Annotated in this window: 18 protein-coding genes; 9 read left to right on the top strand and 9 right to left on the bottom strand. The window is 60.9% G+C overall.

Annotated features, from left to right (window positions below):
* Nucleotides 1-2: 2 nt before the first annotated feature.
* The 4 genes from pstA to P8K07_04725 form a co-directional block, all read right to left on the bottom strand.
* Complete coding sequence (pstA, locus tag P8K07_04710; GenBank protein ID MDG1957824.1) at nt 3-1,628, bottom strand: phosphate ABC transporter permease PstA; 1,626 nt, start codon at nt 1,626-1,628, stop codon at nt 3-5.
* Nucleotides 1,628-3,835 (bottom strand): ABC transporter permease subunit, encoded by a 2,208-nt coding sequence (locus tag P8K07_04715; GenBank protein ID MDG1957825.1) that lies wholly within the window; start codon nt 3,833-3,835, stop codon nt 1,628-1,630. Before P8K07_04715 ends, pstA begins: the two co-directional genes overlap by 1 nt.
* Before the next feature lie 96 nt (nt 3,836-3,931).
* Nucleotides 3,932-4,912 (bottom strand): phosphate ABC transporter substrate-binding protein, encoded by a 981-nt coding sequence (locus tag P8K07_04720; protein MDG1957826.1) that lies wholly within the window; start codon nt 4,910-4,912, stop codon nt 3,932-3,934.
* 44 nt (nt 4,913-4,956) lie between these two features.
* A complete protein-coding gene (locus tag P8K07_04725; GenBank protein MDG1957827.1) occupies nt 4,957-6,294 on the bottom strand; it encodes a porin in 1,338 nt (445 codons plus the stop codon).
* Between the two features lie 179 nt (nt 6,295-6,473).
* Between P8K07_04725 and P8K07_04730 the strand changes: the two genes are divergently transcribed.
* Nucleotides 6,474-7,265 (top strand): pseudouridine synthase, encoded by a 792-nt coding sequence (locus P8K07_04730; GenBank protein ID MDG1957828.1) that lies wholly within the window; start codon nt 6,474-6,476, stop codon nt 7,263-7,265.
* On the opposite strand, the gene P8K07_04735 is transcribed toward P8K07_04730, so the two are convergent.
* Together P8K07_04735 and P8K07_04740 are read right to left on the bottom strand one after the other, a co-directional pair.
* Nucleotides 7,262-8,524, bottom strand: coding sequence for a malonyl-CoA decarboxylase family protein (locus tag P8K07_04735; protein ID MDG1957829.1), 1,263 nt, complete (start codon nt 8,522-8,524; stop codon nt 7,262-7,264). The genes P8K07_04730 and P8K07_04735 overlap by 4 nt on opposite strands.
* 10 nt (nt 8,525-8,534) lie before the next feature.
* Nucleotides 8,535-9,527, bottom strand: a complete 993-nt coding sequence (locus P8K07_04740) for an adenosine kinase (GenBank protein MDG1957830.1) — start codon at nt 9,525-9,527, stop codon at nt 8,535-8,537.
* 53 nt (nt 9,528-9,580) lie between these two features.
* On the opposite strand from P8K07_04740, the gene P8K07_04745 reads away from it, so the two are divergent.
* Genes P8K07_04745 through P8K07_04755 form a run of 3 tightly spaced genes read left to right on the top strand, consistent with a single transcriptional unit; the run spans nt 9,581 to nt 11,782 of the window.
* Nucleotides 9,581-10,078 carry a PaaI family thioesterase gene (locus P8K07_04745; GenBank protein ID MDG1957831.1) on the top strand — a complete coding sequence of 166 codons (498 nt, stop codon included), beginning with the start codon at nt 9,581-9,583 and terminating at the stop codon, nt 10,076-10,078.
* Nucleotides 10,065-11,051 (top strand): 3'(2'),5'-bisphosphate nucleotidase, encoded by a 987-nt coding sequence (locus P8K07_04750; protein MDG1957832.1) that lies wholly within the window; start codon nt 10,065-10,067, stop codon nt 11,049-11,051. The genes P8K07_04745 and P8K07_04750 overlap by 14 nt, the downstream gene beginning before the upstream one ends.
* 59 nt (nt 11,052-11,110) lie before the next feature.
* On the top strand, nt 11,111-11,782 hold the full coding sequence (locus P8K07_04755) for a single-stranded DNA-binding protein (protein MDG1957833.1): 672 nt from the start codon (nt 11,111-11,113) through the stop codon (nt 11,780-11,782).
* 1 nt (nt 11,783) lies between these two features.
* Here the strand turns inward: P8K07_04755 and P8K07_04760 are convergent, their stop codons facing one another.
* Nucleotides 11,784-12,734, bottom strand: coding sequence for an SDR family NAD(P)-dependent oxidoreductase (locus P8K07_04760; GenBank protein MDG1957834.1), 951 nt, complete (start codon nt 12,732-12,734; stop codon nt 11,784-11,786).
* Nucleotides 12,735-12,837: 103 nt separating this feature from the next.
* Here P8K07_04760 and P8K07_04765 point away from each other — a divergent pair, with 103 nt between their 5' ends.
* The 4 genes from P8K07_04765 (at nt 12,838) to P8K07_04780 (ending at nt 15,681) form a co-directional block, all read left to right on the top strand.
* Entirely contained in the window at nt 12,838-13,995 is a 1,158-nt protein-coding gene (locus P8K07_04765) for a lipid-transfer protein (GenBank protein MDG1957835.1), read from the top strand.
* A gap of 3 nt (nt 13,996-13,998) precedes the next feature.
* Complete coding sequence (locus tag P8K07_04770) at nt 13,999-14,436, top strand: OB-fold domain-containing protein (protein ID MDG1957836.1); 438 nt, start codon at nt 13,999-14,001, stop codon at nt 14,434-14,436.
* 94 nt (nt 14,437-14,530) lie between these two features.
* Nucleotides 14,531-14,935: an SCP2 sterol-binding domain-containing protein gene (locus P8K07_04775; protein ID MDG1957837.1), complete on the top strand. Its 405-nt coding sequence runs from the start codon at nt 14,531-14,533 to the stop codon at nt 14,933-14,935.
* Nucleotides 14,932-15,681: a hypothetical protein gene (locus P8K07_04780; GenBank protein ID MDG1957838.1), complete on the top strand. Its 750-nt coding sequence runs from the start codon at nt 14,932-14,934 to the stop codon at nt 15,679-15,681. The genes P8K07_04775 and P8K07_04780 overlap by 4 nt, the downstream gene beginning before the upstream one ends.
* Nucleotides 15,682-15,742: 61 nt before the next feature.
* Here P8K07_04780 and P8K07_04785 read toward each other — a convergent pair whose 3' ends face one another.
* Nucleotides 15,743-16,912 (bottom strand): acetyl-CoA acetyltransferase, encoded by a 1,170-nt coding sequence (locus tag P8K07_04785; protein ID MDG1957839.1) that lies wholly within the window; start codon nt 16,910-16,912, stop codon nt 15,743-15,745.
* A gap of 45 nt (nt 16,913-16,957) precedes the next feature.
* Nucleotides 16,958-17,791: a lysophospholipid acyltransferase family protein gene (locus P8K07_04790; GenBank protein MDG1957840.1), complete on the bottom strand. Its 834-nt coding sequence runs from the start codon at nt 17,789-17,791 to the stop codon at nt 16,958-16,960.
* A 146-nt stretch (nt 17,792-17,937) separates the two neighbouring features.
* Here P8K07_04790 and P8K07_04795 point away from each other — a divergent pair, with 146 nt between their 5' ends.
* Complete coding sequence (locus P8K07_04795) at nt 17,938-18,822, top strand: alpha/beta hydrolase (protein MDG1957841.1); 885 nt, start codon at nt 17,938-17,940, stop codon at nt 18,820-18,822.
* Nucleotides 18,823-18,835: the final 13 nt, after the last annotated feature.

The following is an 18,835-nucleotide window of genomic DNA, read 5'->3' on the forward strand; positions in this document are numbered from 1 at the left end:
GCCTAGACGGCGCTGGTGGCGTAACGGGCGCGGAGCTTGTTGCGGTAGACGATGGCGACCAGATTCATCAGGGTCACGACCGTCACCAGCAGAAGTGCAGTGGCAAAGACCAGCGGCTGGGCGGCCTCGACGTTCGGGCTCTGAAAGCCCACATCGTAGATGTGGAAGCCCAGGTGCATGAATTTTCTCTCCAGGTGGATGAAGGGTGCATGGTGGTCGATCGGGAGCGTCGGGGCCAGCTTGACCATCCCGACAATCATCAAGGGTGCGACTTCGCCGGCCGCGCGAGCCATTGCGAGAATCATTCCCGTCAGAATTCCGGGCGCGGCGGCGGGAACGACCACCTTCCATGTCGTTTCGAATTTGGTGGCACCCAGCGCCAGCGAGCCCTCGCGGACCGCTCGTGGGACGGCCGCCAGGCCTTCTTCGGTGGCGACAATCACCACCGGGACCGTAAGGAGGGCCAGCGTCAGGCTGCCCCAGAAGATGCCACCCGTCCCGAATGTCGGGGTCGGTAGAGACTCGGGATAAAAGATTTGATCGAGACTGCCGCCGATCCCGTAGACAAAAAATCCGAGGCCGAAAACGCCAAAGACGATGGAGGGGACGCCGGCAAGGTTGTTGACGGCGATACGAACGGCACGAACGGCCGGACCCTCAGTCGCATATTCGCGCAAATAGAGGGCGGCGAGCACGCCGAAGGGAGCCACCAGGAAAGCGAGGATGAAGACCATCATGACGGTTCCGAAAATCGCCGGAAAAATGCCGCCTTCTGTATTGGATTCGCGGGGGTCGTCACTGATGAACTCCCAGATTTTTGCGAAATAGAGGCGCACGGCGTCGGCGGTACTCAGGGCATTGGGGTGCACGGCACGAACGACTTCGCCGATCGGCATTTCCATCGATCGCCCGTTGCTGCTTTTCATGACCAGCGTCCCGAGCGCCAGCGCATCGCGTCGAGCGAATAGTTCCGTCGCGGCAATTTCGTATGCGGCTTGCGCGCGAGTTTCGGCCTTGTCGATCGTGGCGAATTCCGCTGCGGCCCGGTCGGGCGCGAGGTCCTGCAGGGCGACTCGCTTGCGCTCCAGGCGCAGTTGTTCGATCTCGTGGTTCAGGTCGCCGATGGGGCCCTTCTCAAGGTGCTCGGCTGCTTCGCGCTGGGCGGTTTTTTCGGCGTGCAGGGCCGGGAAGGCTGCGGCTACAGCTTCAGGACCCTGTGCGAGCACGATCCCGTCCCGCCGAATCTCGTGCATGGTGCCGTAGAAGTTGCCCCACTCGAGTCGTTCGAGGACGGTTGCATCGGCTGGCGTGGTTTTAGAGGCGATATCGGCATCGTCGATCCAGAGGAAGTCCATGCCGTAAAGATCCCGGTTGCCGACCTTGATCCGCGTGCGGGTGGCCCCCTCTTTATCGGGGATCTCTTCGTTTCCCCAGACTTCTCCGAGATGTGTGGTCCCGTCCTGCATGGAGAAGAGCACGACTTGCTTCTGCCAGAAATAAGCCAACCCATTGACGGCGATCAGATATACCAGTCCGATTGTCAGGAGAAGGTTGAGGGCCAGCGCTCCCCCGCAGAACCACGTGAAGATTTGCCCGAAGCGATCTGTGCCATTGCCAGTTTTTTTCATCAGAGTTTGCCGTAGCGCTCGCGAAGGCGATGCCGAACGATTTCGGCTGCCGTGTTGACGATAAAGGTCAGAATAAACAGCAGGAGTGCTGCCAGAAACAGCGTTCGGTAGAGAGTGCTGAATTGCGGAGCTTCGGGGATCTCGACGGCGATATTTGCCGACAGAGTTCGGAAGCCGTTAAACGGATTCCAATCCATGATCGGGGTATTCCCCGTGGCCATCAATACGATCATGGTCTCGCCGACAGCGCGGCCGAACCCGACCATGATCGCCGAGAAAATGCCCGGACTGGCTGTCGGCACCACGACGCGCGTGACCGTCTGCCAGAGGGTTGCGCCCAGCGCCAGAGATCCCGAGACCAGTTGCTTGGGGACGTTCGAGAAAGCATCCTCGGAAATTGCAAAGATGATCGGGATCACCGCAAAGCCCATCGCCATGCCGACGACGATCGCGTTGCGCTGATCGAAGGGCAGACCTGAGGAGTTGCGTAGCCATTTGGCAAAATCACCTTCGAAAACCAGATTTTCAAAGGGAATGCTCATTTCGATGCAGCCATAAATCCCCGCACCGAGGACCAGCATGAAAGGAAGAACTTCGATGCCCGCAGGAAGTCGATTTCGCGAACCGGCGGGAATTTTCGACCAGGCAAATCCTGTCAGGACCAACAGTAGCGGCAAGGCGACGGCCATGAGGAAGACGGACGCGAAAACCTCTTCGAGCCGCGGTGCCAGCCACAAGCCCGCCAGGAACCCCAGGACCACGCTTGGCATTGCCGCCATGATCTCGATCATCGGCTTGACGATTGCCTTCAGCGTCGGTGACATGAAGTGCGAAACGAACATCGCTCCGAGAACTGCCAACGGGACCGCCAGCAACAAGGAGTAGAAGGTGCCTTTCAGGGTGCCGACGAGCAGGGGGACGAGGCTGAATTTAGGCTCGAAGTCGTCGGTGCCACTGCTGGATTGCCAGATCATATCTGGTTTGGGGTAGGATTCGTACCAGACGTCACCGAAGAGGGTCTGCAGGCTGGTTTCGGGGTGGGGGTTGATGATGTCGAGCGTGGCGATCTCGCCGGCGCCCGCGATATAGGCGGCGTCGGCCTTGGGCCCGAAGTCGATCGCGGTGACGTTCTCGAGCGGGCTTTTCCCGCGCCAAAGTCTGCGGTTGGACGTGGAATAGTAGAGGCCGAGTTCGCCCGCCTCGGTGGCGGCGAGAAACCCCTTGTTGCGTCGCGACGGGGAGAATTTCGTGATGGCACTCTCCAGAGGCGCCATCTCGCGAATTCGTGTCAGAGTTGGCTGGTTGTTCTTGTCCTTGACGAGAAACCAGACGCTGATGCCGCCATCGGCCTGGCCGACGATCAGCGAGCGTCCTCCGATCAGCAGAGTCAGAGCTGTGATGTCGGCGCCCGCGGCAATTTTGCTGGGTTCGCGCAGGCGCCCCCCGCGGGAGTCCCACCACAGCAGCGTGCCACCGGCCGCGGCCGCGTAGATATTACGGCCCGTATCGTCGATGACGATTTGCCGGAGTTCGGTGAGCGGCGCGGACTCGCTGCGACTCTCCGACGTCGTGACTTCGCCGGTAAACAGATTCTCTTCGTTTTCCTCGAAGACCGCCACGACTCGGCCGTCCTTTTTCTGCGCAACGGTAACGCGACCGCCTTCCGCAAGCGGTCGCATGGCAAAAGCGCCGGGCATTTCGCCCTCGGGTGCGACGCGGACGGTCGGAAGAACGTCAACGATCGGTTCGACGCGGCGTTTGCTGTCCGGGAAGGTGATCTTCCAGCTGACGCGAGCGGAATGGAGCTGTCCGTCATCGCTGGCCGCGACCAGAAGATCCGACCCGGGTGGATTGAGCCCATCCCGATTTTTCCGACTCGCGGGGATCATTTCCTGGGTGGCAACGACCTCGCCGCTGGAAAGGTCGAGGGCCCGGATCTGCCCGTCGCTACCGAGCCCGACGATATGCGTGCGGTAGGGGTCGGCTACGAGCGCCTGGGGCTCGACCAGGTTGGCCTGCACCTGAGCCACTTCTCGGACCTGGGCGTCTTCGAGAAGTGGGAGCACCTCCCAGATCAGGAATACGACAATCGCCACGATACTCGCGATGATCGCGACTCCACCTCCACGAACCGTAAAGGTAGCTAGTTTGTCGGCCATCAGTCGCCTTCGCGTGCGACGGTTGCCGGCACGATTGCTCGTCTTCAAGCCCGGTTCCTCCCTCTTTGCTTTAAACGTGAACGACGCGCTGGCGCCACCGATCGACTCGATAATTTTACCGGGTCGATCGGTGGCCTCGCGGGCCTACTGCAATTGCCGGGTCTGCTTTGCGCTCACCGCCGCCGAAAGGGGGAGGTAGCCATCCTTGACGACGATCTCCTGACCTTCCTTGCTGAGCACATAGGTCAGAAATTGAGCGGTCAGTGGATCCAGAGGCTTGCCCGGTGTCTTGTTCACATAGACGACCAGGTAGCGTGCGAGCGGATATTTGCCCGAGAGCACATCTTCCGGCTCCACGGATCCGTAGGGGCTGCCTTCCTTTTTGGCGATTTTCAGGGCTTTCACGCCCGAAGTCCGGTAGCCAATCCCGCTGTAGCCCACAGCGTAGATATCCTCGGCGATTCCCTGGACCACAGAGGCCGAACCTGGCTGTTCCTTGACGGTATCCCGGTAATCGCCTTTGCAGAGCGCGACTTTCTTGAAAAAGCCGTAGGTCCCCGAGGCCGAATTACGCCCGTAGAGGCTGATGGGCTGGGATTTCCAGGCGGCTGCCTCGTCGCCCGCTTCGCCCCAGGTCGTGATGCCCTCGGGGGCGCCACACGCCATGTTTGAGGAGAAGATCGCATCGACCTGCGGCAGGGTAAGCTTTTCGATCGGGTTGTCCTTGTTGACGTAGACGGCCAGAGCATCGACCGCGACAAAAACCTCCGTCGGCTCATAGCCGAACCGTTTCTCGAACTCGTCTCGTTCCGTAGGCTTCATGGAGCGACTCATCGGCCCGATCTGGGCTGTGCCCGAGATCAGGGCGGGCGGTGCCGTGGAGGAACCCTTGCCTTCGATCTGGATCCGGACGTTCGGGTATTGCTTCTGGAACCCCTCGGCCCACAGCGTCATGAGATTATTGAGAGTGTCCGAGCCGATGCTGTCGAGATTCCCGGCAATGCCACCCACCTTGGTGTAAGCCGGCAGCTTTTCGTCGACCTCGACCGGGGCGGCTTGCACGGCAGGGCTCCACAGCATCAGGAGACTGCAGGCGGTAATAGCTCTGATAAATGAATTGATCATGATTTTCCTCTGTCGTTGGGGTCGATTGCCGACCATTGGATGACCTAGAAGACAACCTGGAAACGGGTTTGCCACACGTTTTCGCTGCCGATGGGTTCCCGCTCCGAGTAGATATAGTTGATCGTCCAGCGGAAGGCCGGGTTGAGATACCAGTTGATGCCCAGAGAGGTGTCGCGCAGTTCGCCCCCCTGAACCGACCCCGAATTCAGGTCGAGTCCGCTGTAGCGGGCCGCGATCTGAAAGGCGCCCCAGCCCGAGTTTTTGCCAAGAGTGACAGGCGATTTGGGTTGGATGCCGCTGAAGGCTCCCTTGCTGCGGTTAAATGGACGATGTTCTCCGGTAAGAATCCAGCTCGCCTCGACAAACCAGCTGTAAAAGTCCAGATCGGGTCCGGTGGTCGCATTCATAAAGCTGTGGCTGTACTCGGCCTGGCCGGTAAAGGGACCGATGACGTTTGCCAGACTGATATTGATGAGGTTGTTGCCGTTGGTGGAGATGTCGCCCGTACCGATCAGGCGTGGGCCAAAGCTGGTATTCGGGCGGCCGGAGTAGGAGGTCGTGCCGGCGTTGCGGAACTGATGGGTTGCGGCGACACCTGCATAGAACATCTTGCGGCCGTCTTCTTCCCACCAGGGCAATCCGTAGACACGAGTCGCTACGTTATACTCGGAATCGAAGTCGAAAGCGCTCGCCGTTTCATTGGAGTCGATATACGCGCCCAGGTCCCAGCCCAGGCGGCTATCGAAGAATCGGGGGTACATCGTGATACCCGTGTTTCGTGCGGCATCCAGTGTGGCTCCGGCACCGCGCTCCATGAAAGTGTTGTTGTTGCTGCTGGTCATTTGATCCAGCGAGGAAGGCTCTTTCATATGGCCGATCAGAACGGATCCAAAGAACGGAAGGTTACGGGCGCCCAGATAGAGATCCTTGATCCCGGCTTTTGCGCCCGCAAAATCATATTGAGCCTTGAAGAGAAAGTTCTGGAAGAGCGACCCGCTTACGTAGAGGCGCGCGCGTCGGATTTTTCCTCCTGATTCAGTTGAACCTTCATCGAACTCTGTCTGAATTGCCGAACTGGGCTTCAGAATGGCCCAGTCGTTCTGAATCCGCCCGCCGATCTTCAGCTTGAAGGCCTTGTCGGGGGATTCCAGGCGCAGGCCGCTCTTCCAGTAGACCTTGTAGTTTGTGGAAGCCTTCTGGAGGGTTTTCTCCTCGGCCGCAGCTTTTTCTTTCAGTTCTTCATATTTTGATTCGGATACCTTGCCGGTCTCGCGTAGGATTTCGAGAATCTCGGCGGTGACGCCTTGCTCTGCCCTTACGAATTCGGCGGATAGCAAGACGGTGCTCAGAATCATCTGGCAAACCAAAAACCTTGAAAACATTATACTTTATCCTCGGAATGGCTGGTGGGACGATCTCGCGAGTCCCAATTGCAAAACATCATTTTCGCGTTTCCTGCGGTGGAATCTAACAGCGGAATGTTTCCATCTGGTTACGGAGCAGTGTCGATCCAGTGAAAGATCCGGCGGGACCGACGATTTGCTTCTGTTAAGGTGCACGCATGTCTTATCCGGAGCCGAATTCCTCGATCCCGCTCGAGATCGTGCGGGAGGATGAGGAGATCCTCGTTGTGGCCAAGCCAAGCGGTCGGGTGAGTCTCCCGGGTGCGGGCCATACCTCGGATTCGGTTCAGAATGCTGCGATGGCGCATGCCGGGACGGTTTTGGGGGGGCTCGGGGCGGCACGGGATTACGGGTTGCTGCACCGACTCGACCGCGCGAGCAGCGGGCTTCTCCTGTTCGCAAAAAGCCCGAGAGCCTATGATCGCCTGCGTGAGGATTTTGCCCGGCGTCGCATTCGTAAGGATTACCTCGCGATTACCGCCGCGACGCCAATTCGAGGCGAGGGGGTCCTTCGCCAGCCATTGGCGGAACTGCGACTGCAGGACCGCAAGGTTTCGCGGCCGGATCCGCAGGGCAGCCCGGCGGTGACTCACTATCGTTTGCGCGCCCGCGGGCGCTCGGGTGTCGCGTTGCTGGAATGCCGAATCGAGACTGGCCGGCTCCATCAGATTCGCGCGCACCTTTCCTCGATCGGGGCCCCGCTCCTGGGCGATCTTGTCTATGCGAAGCGCGAGCCGGACGGTCGCGCCTCGATCGGCCGTAAGGCGGATCGAGAGATTCTGCTGCACGCCTGGCGTCTCGGATTCAAGCACCCGGGCACCGGCGAAAGCCTCCTCGTGGAGTTGTTGCCGCCGAGCCGTTTTTTGAGCGCATGCCGCCAGCATGGACTTCCCTTTTCCGGCGGAGGGCGGAAGCCTTCCCTGCAAAAACCTCGTAAGCCGCGGTCCTAGTCGAGCAGCGCCCGGACCGCTGCGGCGGCGTGGATTTTCTGCTCGGTCTCATAGGTCGCCTGATTCGATTCCAGGGTCTCCGCCGCATAGCGATAATTGACCATCAATCCGAGGGATTGTCGGAGTCCTTTGGGCGAGATGTCGGCGTTGGCGTGGATGGCTTCGATGCGAGCGCCATTGCGCAGGTGGAATCGGGCTACAGGGTCGATCGGTGTTCCGTCGGCTCGAGTTGCATGGAAGTAGCGGGCGCAAAGCTTTTGCAGGTCCGGGGATAGTTGGGCCGCGGTCTCTGGTTCGAGCAGACTTTCGCGATTCTCGAGGACGGTCGTCAGGCTTGCTCGCAGCGGGTCATCCGGGTCCAGGAATTCTGCGTTCTCGCGCGCGAGTCGGCTCTCCAGCCATACCCGAAAGCCGGGGATGGGCGAGAGGGTCGCGAAGGTCCCAAGCTGTGGGAGGTCCTGCCGCAGAAGGCGGGCGGCCCCGCGCAGGAGATACTCGCCGAAGCTGATGCCGCGCAGCCCTTTCTGGGGGCTGGAAATCGAATAGAAGATTGCGGTATCGGCCGCGTGGGGGTCGCCGACCGGGGCTTTCTCGTCCAGCAGTTTCTGAATCGAACTCGAAAGGCCGGCGACCAGCGCTACCTCGACAAAGGCCAGTGGTTCTCCGGGCATGGACGGGTGAAAGAGGGCGTAGCAGCGGCGGTCGGAATCGAGTCGGTTGCGTAGATCTTCCAGCGAGCGGATGGCGTGAACCGCCTCGTAGGCGACAAGTTTTTCCAGAAGTGCCGCAGACGAATTCCACGTGATCCGTTCGAGTTTGAGAAAGCCGAAATCGAAAAAGGACCGCAGGACGAAAACCAGGGCATCGTCGAGAGCTTGCAGTTGGGGACTCCGGGACACGATGGTGAGCAGGTCGGCGCGGAGATCGACAAGGAATTTTGCCCTGTCGGGTACGGCATGGAATTGCGTGAACAGGCGTCTGTACGGGGGGCGAAGAGCGCGGCGCAATTGGCGTTGGGCGTCGATCCTCGGGCCGACCTCGGTGGCCTCCTGCCAGGCTCGGGTGGCTGCGGCGATGGCCTCGGGCGACGGTCCGAACTCCTCGGCCAGGAGGATCAGGAAATTCTGTCGGCCCTCGCTGTCGAGGTTCTGGTAGCGGGCGGCAAGCTCGATCGCGTGGAGGCGACCGACAACCTCGCTGCCAGCAGCATCGAGGCACGCGGCGATCGCCTGCCTCCAGGTTTCGACCGGCTCCTGCATCCTTCGAATCCTAGAGCCCCTTCTCCTGCGCTAGTTGGGCGAGAGATGTTTCCGGTCGAGCTCCGTAATGGGAGATGATTTCGGCCGCAGCGAGACTGCCGAGCCGACCGCAGGTGGGGAGGTCCCGTCCCTGCGTCAACCCATGCAGGAAGCCTGCCGCAAATTGATCCCCGGCCCCGGTCGTGTCCACGACTTTCGCTACAGGATCGCAGGCGATTTCGTGGACTTCGCTGCCCGTAACCACCACGCTGCCGCGTTCGCCACGGGTCAGGGCGGCCAGCGTTCCGCTGGCCTTTACCTGCTGCAGGGCCTCGTCGAAGCTCGTGGCCTTGTAAAGCGAAATGATCTCGGCCTCGTTGGCGAAAAGAATATCGGCTTCGGCATCGACCAGATTGCAGAATTCTTCGCGGTATCGATCGACGCAGAAGGCGTCCGAGAGGGTAAGCGCGACCTTGCGATTGGCGCCGTGCGCGATTCCCATGGCCTTGCGAAAGGCCTGTTTCGCCTCGGGTGGGTCCCAGAGGTAGCCCTCGAGATACGTGATGGCCGAGGCCTCCACCAATTCCTCATCCACGTCACTCTCGGTCAGAGTCACACACGCCCCCAAATGGGTGTTCATGGTCCGTTGGGCATCGGGTGTGACGAGAATCAGACAACGAGCTGTGGGAGGGCCGCTGGTGGCCATTTTTGTCTCGAAATGAACGCCCAGCTCGCGGATATCGTGAGCAAAGGTCTCGCCGAGTTGGTCCTGGCGGACTTTGCCGACGAAAGCACCGCGGCTACCGAGGGAGGCAACGCCGGCAATCGTATTACCCGCTGATCCGCCCGAGGCCTCCTTGCCGGCGCCCATCTCGGAATAAAGCGTTTCCGCCTCTTCGGAGTCGATGATGCGCATGGAGCCCTTGTCGAGCTTGCGCTCGGTCAGGAATTCTTCGCTGGCGTTGGTGAGGACGTCGACAATGGCATTCCCGATGCCGAGAATATCGAAACGGGTTTCGGACATATTCATGTTGCTCCTTCGTTCTTACGCTCAACCACGCCCCGGGGTGGATCACAATGCGTTCGCGTACTACGTCCAGAGGTATGGTGGAAGGCGAAATCAAGATTCCCGAGGGTTTTCCCTCGAATTGGGACAAGCAGATGGGTTTTCGAATCCTCGAAATGTCCGGAGAAAAGGTCGTTGGCGAGTACGTGGTCGATGAGCGACATCACCAGCCCTATGGCATTGTCCATGGCGGTGTTCATTGCAGCGCTGTGGAGACGGTTTGCTCGATTGGTGCCGGCCTGTCGTCGCGAGAGCGAGGAAATGCGCACGGTGTGGTTGGGCTGGAGAATCACACGAGTTTTATTCGAGCTGTGCGTTCCGGCAAGGTGACGGTGACGGCGACTCCGGTGACGCGCGGCCGACAATCACAACTGTGGGAAGCCGAGTCGCGGGATGAAGAGGGCCGATTGGTCGCACAGGGCAAGGTGCGGCTTCTCTGCTTGCAGGCAGACGCCGTTCTCGGCGGAAGAACATTGGACGGAAGGCAGGAAGACAATGACGGAGCGTGAAAAAGATCTGGCGGCAGCAATTGACGCCGTGCGGGCGGCGTCCAGTATTTGCCGAGCCGTGCAGCAGCGGTTGGTGACCGCCGACACCCTCGAGAAAAAGGACAAGAGCCCCGTGACGGTGGCCGACTTCGCCTCGCAGGCGATTGTCTGTGAGCAACTGCAGCAATGCTTTCCGGATGATCTGGTGGTGGGCGAGGAAGGTTCGGCCGATCTTCGTGGAGACGAAGTCGCGGAATTACGCCAGGCGGTGGTCGAGGCTGCAGCCGACGAGATGGGGTACGAACCCGAAGAGGAAGAAGTTCTCGGATGGATTGACCGCGGTAGCGCCAAGGCGGATACGGAGCGCTATTGGACCATTGATCCCATCGACGGCACCAAGGGGTTTCTGCGTGGGGAACAATACGCTGTGGCATTGGGCCTGATCGAGAACGGCGAGGTGGTACTCGGCGTTTTGGGTTGTCCGAACCTGCCTGGTCCCCGTGGAACCGGATCGCTTTTCAGTGGGGTGCGCGGCGGCGGTGCCATGGTTCACGAACTCGATGGCGAGGGGATCGCGGGGGAAGCGATCCGCGTGGCTGCACCGGCAACGGTCGCCGAGGCCCGCTTCTGTGAATCCGTCGAATCCGGGCATTCCGATCACTCGGCCTCGGCACAGATCGCGGCAGCTTTGGGGATCACGGCCGAGCCTTACCGCATTGACAGCCAGTGCAAATATGCAGCTGTGTCTCGTGGCGATGCTTCGATCTACCTCCGGTTGCCGACTCGCGCCGATTACGAAGAAAAGATTTGGGACCATGCCGCAGGATTGGCCGTTGTGGAGGCCGCCGGCGGGCGGGTCAGCGATACAACCGGTGCCCCTCTGGATTTCGGTCAGGGGCGAACTCTGCGCGCCAACAAGGGTGTGATCGCGACCAGCGGCGGGATTCATCAGGACGTTGTTGCTGCGGTACAAAAGGTTCTCGCAGCGGGGTGAGTACCGACTCGCCGATTGCGCGGCAGGTGTGGAATGCTGGCCGCGCCTTGTCCCGGTCGATGCGCGGATTGACATTCGCTGCACCGGTGGCGTTTGTCTATAATCCGCTCGACTATGCGAGTGCCGCCCACCGGGTCTACGTCGACAGGTTTGCTGGTTCCAGGAAAAAGACGATCTTTCTCGGCATGAATCCGGGGCCATTCGGGATGGCCCAGACAGGTGTGCCGTTTGGTGAGGTCGCGATGGTTCGGGATTGGATGGGCATCGAGGCCAAAATCAAACGCCCCCCGGCCGAACACCCAAAGCGGCCGATCACTGGTTTTGACTGCACACGCTCCGAGGTCAGCGGGGCCCGACTCTGGGGGGCTGTGGCCGAGCATTGGGGCGACCCCGAGAACTTTTTTGCCGATAATTTCGTAGTCAATTACTGCCCGCTGCTTTTTGTCGAGGAGTCGGGTCGCAACCGGACCCCTGATAAATTGCCTGCGGCCGAGAGGGAGCCGATCTACGCCGCTTGTGACCGCCACCTGCGCAAGCTCGTCGATATATTGGCCCCCGACCTCCTCGTTGGGGTCGGCGCATTTGCTGCGGATCGTGCCCGCCGCACGCTGGGGACCGACGCCCTTCGGATCGAGACGGTTTTGCACCCGAGTCCCGCGAGCCCTCGGGCAAATCGAGGCTGGAAGGAACAGGCGGCGCAGGAATTGATGGCAATCGGATTGTGTCGTTAGCTCAGGCGAACTGAACGTCGCAGGCGGACTCGGAGAGTTCCCATAGTGCCTCGGCGGTTTGGCTATCGATGGCGTAGGCGGCGACCCCTTCGCTCGCTTCGTCGCTGAGCGAAGCGACGCGACAGTCCAACAGGTAGCTCCCGCCCCGCCCCTCGAGTTCCGGAGCGCTGGCGCCCCAGCAGGTTGTTGCTGCGCCCGCATCGACGGTTTTGAATTCGAGTGGTTTACCGTCCTTGCCTCCCATCAGAAGCTCGATGTCGGCGGAATCCAGGTGGCGCCCCAGATCGGTCGCGATGGCGCCGGGGTGCACGGCAAAAGAGTGAATTCCCTCGCGGCCGAATCGCGCCTCGAGTCCGACGGAAAAGAGAATATTGGCGGTTTTTGCCTGACCGTATGCAGCCCATTTATCATAGGGCTTTGCGTGGAAGTCCGGATCCTCGAGATCCATGCCGCCAAGGAAATGGCCGGCAGAACTGAGATTGATCACCCGAGCCGCGGGTGCGCGGCGCAGCGCCGGGATCAATTTCGCGGTCAGCAGGAAGTGCCCCAAATGGCAGGTGCCAAACTGCATCTCATGCCCCTCGCTCGTCCGCATCAGGGGGCAACCCATGATCCCGGCGTTATTGATCAGCAAATCCAGCGAAGGTGTCCCGGCCAGAATGGCATCGGCACTGCGTCGGACGCTGGCAAAGGAGTCCAGCTCGAGTTCCTGAAGTTCGACCTGCACGTTCGGACTTTCGCCGCGGATGCTTTCGGCGACAGATTGCCCCCGGATGAGATCGCGTGCGGTGAGAATGACGTTGGCGCCGGCGGCAGCCAGAGCGCGGGCCGTTTCCGCCCCCAATCCTCCTGATGCGCCCGTGATCAAGGCCGTTTTTCCCTGCAGGTCGATGCCGGACAGGACCTCCCGGGTGGTGCTGTTGGGTCCGAAACTTCGCTCGATTGTCGCCATGCTGATCTCCTGTCTTGCCGATCATCCACACGGACGGACGGTTTCGCAAATGATGGGCGATTCAGCTTTCGGCCCGCGCCTTCGAACTGGTATGAAAACCGGGATGGCATCAGGGATTCGCGACCAGACCGCAATCGTGGGGATTGGGCAGACGGCGTTCGGCAAGGGCCTCGAGGATTCCGAACTATCGCTTGCCTGCCAGGCGATTCGTGCGGCATTGGACGATGCGGGTATGGCGGCCGCCGAAGTCGACGGGCTCTCGCTTTTCTCGATGGAGGACGGTCGCGAGGTTGAAGTGGCTCGGAATCTCGGGTTCGGCGATATCCACTATTTCGGACAGGTCGGTTACGGTGGCGGAGCGGGTTGCGGCGTGATCGCGCATGCGGCCATGGCCGTTGCCACGGGGCAGTGCAACACGGCGGTGGCCTGGCGGGCCCGCAAGCGCGCGGATGCGGGCAGTCGTCCATGGGCGCAGGTCTCGCAACGCATCAGCGGGTTTCAGTCGTGGAGTCGACCCTTCGGGTTGCTGCGGCCCGTCGACGAGATTGCCATGCTGGCGCGGCGCTATATGCACGAGACTGGCGCGACCCGCGACCATTTCGCCAATGTCGCACTGGCCTTTCGCGGCCATGCCAACCGGAATCCGAACGCGATGATGCAGGCGAAAGAACTGACGCGCGAGGCCTATATGAAGTCCCGATGGATCTCCGAACCGCTTTGTTTGTTCGATAATTGTCTGGAGACCGACGGGGCATTGGCGGTGGTGATCACCGGTGCGGACCGCGCCAGAGACCTACGTTCGTCGCCGGTCTGGATTCATGCGGCGGCGCAGGGCTTGCCACCACAACACCAGGTCATGACCAACTTTTTCTGTGAGGATCCGCTTCAGGGCCCGGCGTGGGCGACCGCTCGCAAGCTCTGGGCCGCATCTGATTTCACACCGGCCGACGTCAAGGTGGCGCAAATCTACGACGCTTTCAGCCCCCTGATTCCGCTCTCGCTCGAGGGCTACGGGTTTTGCGGCCGCGGGGAGGGCGCCGCTTTCACCGAGGACGGCGCGCTGGAATGGCCGCATGGGCGGCTGCCGACCAATACTTCCGGGGGCGGGATGTCCGAAGCCTATGTGCACGGATTCAACCTCATTCTCGAGGGCGTCCGGCAAATGCGCGGGACATCGACGGCACAGGTCGAGAACGCGGATGTCTGCTTGGTGACCAGCGGGGAGGGCGTTCCCACGAGCGCTCTGCTCCTGAGGAATTAGCCCATGGAATCATCGTTTCTTTTGCCCGACACCGAAGATCCCGTGAGCGCACCCTTCTGGGAGGGCACAGCGGTCGGCGAACTTCGGGTGCAGGCCTGCGGTGAATGCGGCCGGTGGCGAATGCCACCGCGCCCGATGTGTCCTGTCTGTCAGTCTCTGGAAACTGTTTGGCGACGGACCTCGGGCGAGGGTCATATCTGGTCCTATGTGCGGCCCCACCCACCATTGCTGCCGGCCTATGCGGAGGTCGCCCCCTATAACGTGGCGGTAGTTTCCCTCGCCGAAGATCCTGGGATCCGCTTTGTCGGCAATCTCGTCACCGAGGCCTCGGCCCCGCTGAACTCGCTCTCGGAGGGGCATGTGGCCATCGGGATGGAGGTCCGCGTGGTCTTCCCGGCGCCGCAGGAAGGGGTGGTTCTGCCCCGCTGGTCGCCGGCTTGACCTGAGCGGCTTCTGATAGCAGCGTAGGGGAGTCCGGCCCGCGACCGTGGACCGGAGAGGAAGAACCTAAAAAAGACTTCAGGAGTGTCGTTCCATGAGCAAGAATCCATTTTTAAGTGAAGCCTGGCTGGATGCCATCATCGCCCTTCAGGAAGAATACGATGGGCAGTTGCCGCCACCTGCGGTGAAAATGAAGATGAACCAAATCGTCAAGGGCATGCCTTTTGGCGACGAGGTCCTTCATTTTCATCTCGATTCCAGCGAGGGAGCCGGCAAGCTCGGCAAGGGCCACGTCGACGGAGCCGATGTGACCGTCACGACCGATTACGATACGGCACGCGCTCTGGTCGTGGACCAGAATCAGGCCGCCGCGATGCAGGCCTTCATGTCCGGTCGGATCAAGGTGGATGGCGATATGACGAAAATCATGACGCCCCAGCCGCCCAAGAATGACGCCCAAAAGGAACTCGACCAGAAGATCATGGAAATGACCTCGTGAGGTTTTCGCGCAAGTCGCGGTTCCTGTGTGGCGTTTCGATCGCCATCGCTTTGTGCCTGAGCACATCGGGTGCGGCGATGGGCGCAGCTCCAGCGGCGGCCGTCGACGGCCCGGCTTTGGTCGAGAAGATTGCCAAGCGAGTTGGGGCGATCGAGGACGAGTTCCCCGGGAACTACAGTCGGCGGCAGATTGTCCGAAAAATTCTCGACCCGGATGACGGGTCCCTGCGCAAGACCTGGGAGATCGAAGCAGACGTCTGGGACTTTCAGGGCCAGCAACAGCAAATGAAGATTCTTGGCTGTCGACTCGACGGGAAAAAGACAGATCTGGGCGACTGCGAACCGGATCTGCAGGGCGACCCGATGCTGCGAGTATTCGGCCCCGACCGCAAGAAGAACTACAAGGTCACCTACGCGGGGGACACCGTAATCGGCGGGGTACCGGCGCACCGAGTCGAGATTGCCGCGCGCGAGAAGACCGCGCGCCATTTCGAAGGCCAAATGTATTTTGCCGTGGATTCACTTCAGGTGGTTCGTGTGGTCGGCGGTTTGGCGAAATATCCGTTTGGACTCAAGAAGTTGGCCCTCGAGTTGGATTTCGGAAAGGTGGGCGATGCCTCGATGATCCAGAAAGGGACTTCGGATCTTACGATCTACGTGCCGCTGCTCTACAATGAGCGTCTGGTCACCAGCTTTACGGCCACGGACCAGAAGCGATTGACCGCAGCCCAGCGGCCCAAGGACTGAGCGCTGCGCGTCGCGAGGTTCGGAAGCCAGGCAGCGTCTCGGGCCCGCCCCTTCGTTGCGTCTAGGCCTGCCGCTCGAGGATGCTCACGTAATTGGCGACTGCGGCACCACCCATATTGAATACTCCTGCCAGTCGGGGGTTTTGCACCTGAAGCGCGCCGGCGTTCTCGCAGAGCTGTTGGGCGGCGAGCACATGCATGGAGACCCCCGTCGCGCCGATCGGGTGACCTTTGGCTTTCAGCCCGCCCGAGGGATTCACCGGGAGGCGGCCGCCGATTTCGGTCTGTCCTTCTGCAATCAGGGCACCCGCTTGACCAACCGGGGCGAGGCCCATCGCTTCCATCTCGATGAGTTCGGCAATCGTGAAGCAATCATGGGTTTCCACCAAAGAGAGGTCGCCAACCGAAGTGCCGGCGATTTGGTGGGCTCGTTGCCATGCCTCGCGGCAACCTTCAAAAAGGACGATGTCACGCCGGCTCATGGGAAGGAAATCCTGCACATGGACAGCGGCACGAAAACCGATACGACGAGTTTTTCCGGCGGCCGCTTCCGGTGTTTGCAAAATCAAGGCGGCGGCCCCGTCGGATACAGGTGAACAGTCGGTGCGCTTGAGCGGACCGGCTACGCGCGGGTTCTTGTCCGAAGGCTCCAGGCAGAATTCGAGTGAGAGTTCCTTTTGCAGGTGGGCGAGTGGGTTTTGCGCTCCGTTGCGATGCCCTTTGCAGGCAATCCGCGCAAGAGCTTCGGTTTGGTCGCCGAACCGCGAGAAGTATTGCTCGGCAATTTTGCCGAAGACCCCGGCAAAACCGCCCGGGATCTCCGCCTCTTCCTTGACGTAGCTCGCGCGCAGAAGGATGTCGCCGACTTCCCGACCGGACACGCCCGACATCTTCTCGAAGCCTACAACCAGAACAGTCCGGGCCGAGCCGGCCTCGATGGCCTGCAAACCTTGATGTACCGCAGCCGAGCCCGTCGCACAGGCATTCTCTACGCGGGTCGCCGGCGTAAAGCGGAGGTCCTCATGGGCCTGCAGAGCGAGGGAGGCCGGGAAGCCCTGCGGGCTGAACCCTTCATTGAACTGTCCCGCATAGATCGCATCCACTTCATCTGCGGCAATCCCGGCATGCTCGAGGGCTCCCCGAACAGCCTGGACGGCGAGTTCTTCGACGTCTTGCGGGTGTTTGCCAAAGGGAAGGTGGTGCCATCCAACGATTTGTCCCGTGTATTGCATCCTGCCAGCCTACGAATTGGCGCCCGAAAGTGCACCCGCTGGCTTTCAGCCGGCAGCCGTGGCTTGTCGCGCGGTCTCTCCACAATCGTGGGCACGCGCCTCTTCGGCTAGATTGAAAATTTCTTCGTGGAGAAGGTAGTCGGCGATCGCCTGGGCGTCGCCTTTTTCGCACAGGTCGCCCGCCCGGAGAGGTGCGCCGAAAACCCAACGGATGGTTGTCGCTTCCTTGCGCCGACTCGGCAGGACTCGCATCCACACCTGATCGAGAAAGTCGTTGTTCAGGCCGCTGATGAAAACCGGGACGATCAGGGTATCCGGGTGGGTCTCCCGCACCATATGGCCCACACCGGCCTTGGCCGCGAGCAGTGAGTATGGGTCTGCGTCGACGTTCCGCCGGCCCTCGGGGTGCAGGCCGATACAGGAACCCGGCTGGGCGAGGACCTCGAGAAGTTGTCGTACACCGATCGGATTCAGCATGGATTTGCGTTCATCGCGAAAGACCGGCGGCCACATCGAGAAGCCCGAGAAGAACCCCGATACGATCGGGCCAAGCGGGTTGGTATAAAAAAATTTGGTGCGCACGGGAAAAAATAAATTCCGGAACATGCCGTGCTCGACAAACAGCACCGACAGGGTCACGAACATATCAAAAAAAGAGCGGTGGTTGGACACCAGAATCGTTCCGCGGGTTGGCTGCAGGGACTGCACGCGCTCGAGACCATGCGGCTCCCATCGGGCTTGTGTCAGCCATCGGACGACGCGCCCGGCACCATGTTTCTGCCAGAAGGCGATCCCACGCTGGCCGCTCGGGCTCTGGTTGAGCCATTCGTGAAAGCGCACGAGAGGCTTTTCCAGGCCTCTCAGGGATTCCTGTGGCATCTTTGTATGGGAAGTTCCTGTTGGATCGCTGCGCATGGTCGTATCTCAAGTTTCGAGTGGGAGGTTAATATGAATCAGCGGCCGGGCCAAGTTCCGCGCGGGCTGGCGGGAGTGGATTTTTTCAGGCGCAGGACTTATGGCGAGGTATGGCCGTTTCCCCCGAATTCCAGAAATTATTGCCGGCTCTGCCTATGGGCTTTGCCGATCCGGAAGATTCCGTAGCCGAGGTCCGCGAAAAAATGGCTCAGGTCCATGGGCACCCCTTCGGCGACGATATGATTGTGGAGGGGATGGATTTGCTGGGCGTTCCGGCCGCGAAAATTGGCACACCCGAAGCGATGGCGCGTGATGCAGTGGTTCTGCAATTCCACGGCGGTGCCTTTATCTCCTGCGATCTGTCCGACTATCTATTTTACGGTGCGCGGATCAGTCGCAATACCGGGCTGGCCGTACTGGAAATCGGCTACCGGCTCGCACCGGAGTATCCCTGCCCTGCGGGTGTCACGGATTGTGCGCAAGCCTATCGTGGCCTCCTCGATCACGGGGTGGATCCAGGCCGGATCGCCCTGATCGGCGACTCCTGCGGGGGCGGCATGGTTTTGGCGGCTCTTGCGCTGCTTCGAGATGCGGGCGATCCCATGCCAGCCTGCGCGGCGACTCTGTCGGGATGGTTTGATCTCGAGGCGCGCGGTACTGCCGCACAGGGCCCCGATGAGCCGTTTCTGACGACGGACTGGCTGCGGGCCCGAGGGCGCGACTATGTGGGTGCCGCAGGGGATTTGCGCTCGCCATTGGCCTCCCCGATTGAAGCGGATCTGACCGGATTCCCGCCGCTTTTGCTGCAGGCAGGTGGTGCCGATCTGGTTCGCGACGACTCGCGACAGCTTGCGGAAAAAGCCACCCGGGCGGGCGTGGATACGACGCTGCAGATCGTGCCGGAAATGATCCACGGCTGGCATGGGTTGCCGGTGCCGGAGGCCGACGAGGCGCTGGCTGCCGTCGGGGCTTTTTTCGCGTCTCATCTGGATTGAAGCGACGGCACGC

Source organism: Candidatus Binatia bacterium, from assembly GCA_029248525.1.
Lineage (GTDB): Bacteria > Desulfobacterota > Binatia > UBA12015 > UBA12015 > UBA12015.

What these genes read in the sequence shown, in the direction of transcription:
- P8K07_04795 (MDG1957841.1), top strand. Translation starts at nt 17,938, where the DNA reads ATGGCCGTTTCCCCCGAATTCCAGAAATTATTGCCGGCTCTGCCTATG.
- P8K07_04755 (MDG1957833.1), top strand. Translation starts at nt 11,111, where the DNA reads ATGCGCGGATTGACATTCGCTGCACCGGTGGCGTTTGTCTATAATCCG.
- P8K07_04730 (MDG1957828.1), top strand. Translation starts at nt 6,474, where the DNA reads ATGTCTTATCCGGAGCCGAATTCCTCGATCCCGCTCGAGATCGTGCGG.
- P8K07_04785 (MDG1957839.1), bottom strand. Translation starts at nt 16,912, where the DNA reads ATGCAATACACGGGACAAATCGTTGGATGGCACCACCTTCCCTTTGGC.
- P8K07_04735 (MDG1957829.1), bottom strand. Translation starts at nt 8,524, where the DNA reads ATGCAGGAGCCGGTCGAAACCTGGAGGCAGGCGATCGCCGCGTGCCTC.
- P8K07_04725 (MDG1957827.1), bottom strand. Translation starts at nt 6,294, where the DNA reads ATGTTTTCAAGGTTTTTGGTTTGCCAGATGATTCTGAGCACCGTCTTG.
- P8K07_04740 (MDG1957830.1), bottom strand. Translation starts at nt 9,527, where the DNA reads ATGTCCGAAACCCGTTTCGATATTCTCGGCATCGGGAATGCCATTGTC.
- P8K07_04750 (MDG1957832.1), top strand. Translation starts at nt 10,065, where the DNA reads ATGACGGAGCGTGAAAAAGATCTGGCGGCAGCAATTGACGCCGTGCGG.
- pstA (MDG1957824.1), bottom strand. Translation starts at nt 1,628, where the DNA reads ATGAAAAAAACTGGCAATGGCACAGATCGCTTCGGGCAAATCTTCACG.
- P8K07_04765 (MDG1957835.1), top strand. Translation starts at nt 12,838, where the DNA reads ATGGCATCAGGGATTCGCGACCAGACCGCAATCGTGGGGATTGGGCAG.
- P8K07_04745 (MDG1957831.1), top strand. Translation starts at nt 9,581, where the DNA reads ATGCGTTCGCGTACTACGTCCAGAGGTATGGTGGAAGGCGAAATCAAG.
- P8K07_04790 (MDG1957840.1), bottom strand. Translation starts at nt 17,791, where the DNA reads ATGCCACAGGAATCCCTGAGAGGCCTGGAAAAGCCTCTCGTGCGCTTT.
- P8K07_04720 (MDG1957826.1), bottom strand. Translation starts at nt 4,912, where the DNA reads ATGATCAATTCATTTATCAGAGCTATTACCGCCTGCAGTCTCCTGATG.
- P8K07_04775 (MDG1957837.1), top strand. Translation starts at nt 14,531, where the DNA reads ATGAGCAAGAATCCATTTTTAAGTGAAGCCTGGCTGGATGCCATCATC.
- P8K07_04770 (MDG1957836.1), top strand. Translation starts at nt 13,999, where the DNA reads ATGGAATCATCGTTTCTTTTGCCCGACACCGAAGATCCCGTGAGCGCA.
- P8K07_04760 (MDG1957834.1), bottom strand. Translation starts at nt 12,734, where the DNA reads ATGGCGACAATCGAGCGAAGTTTCGGACCCAACAGCACCACCCGGGAG.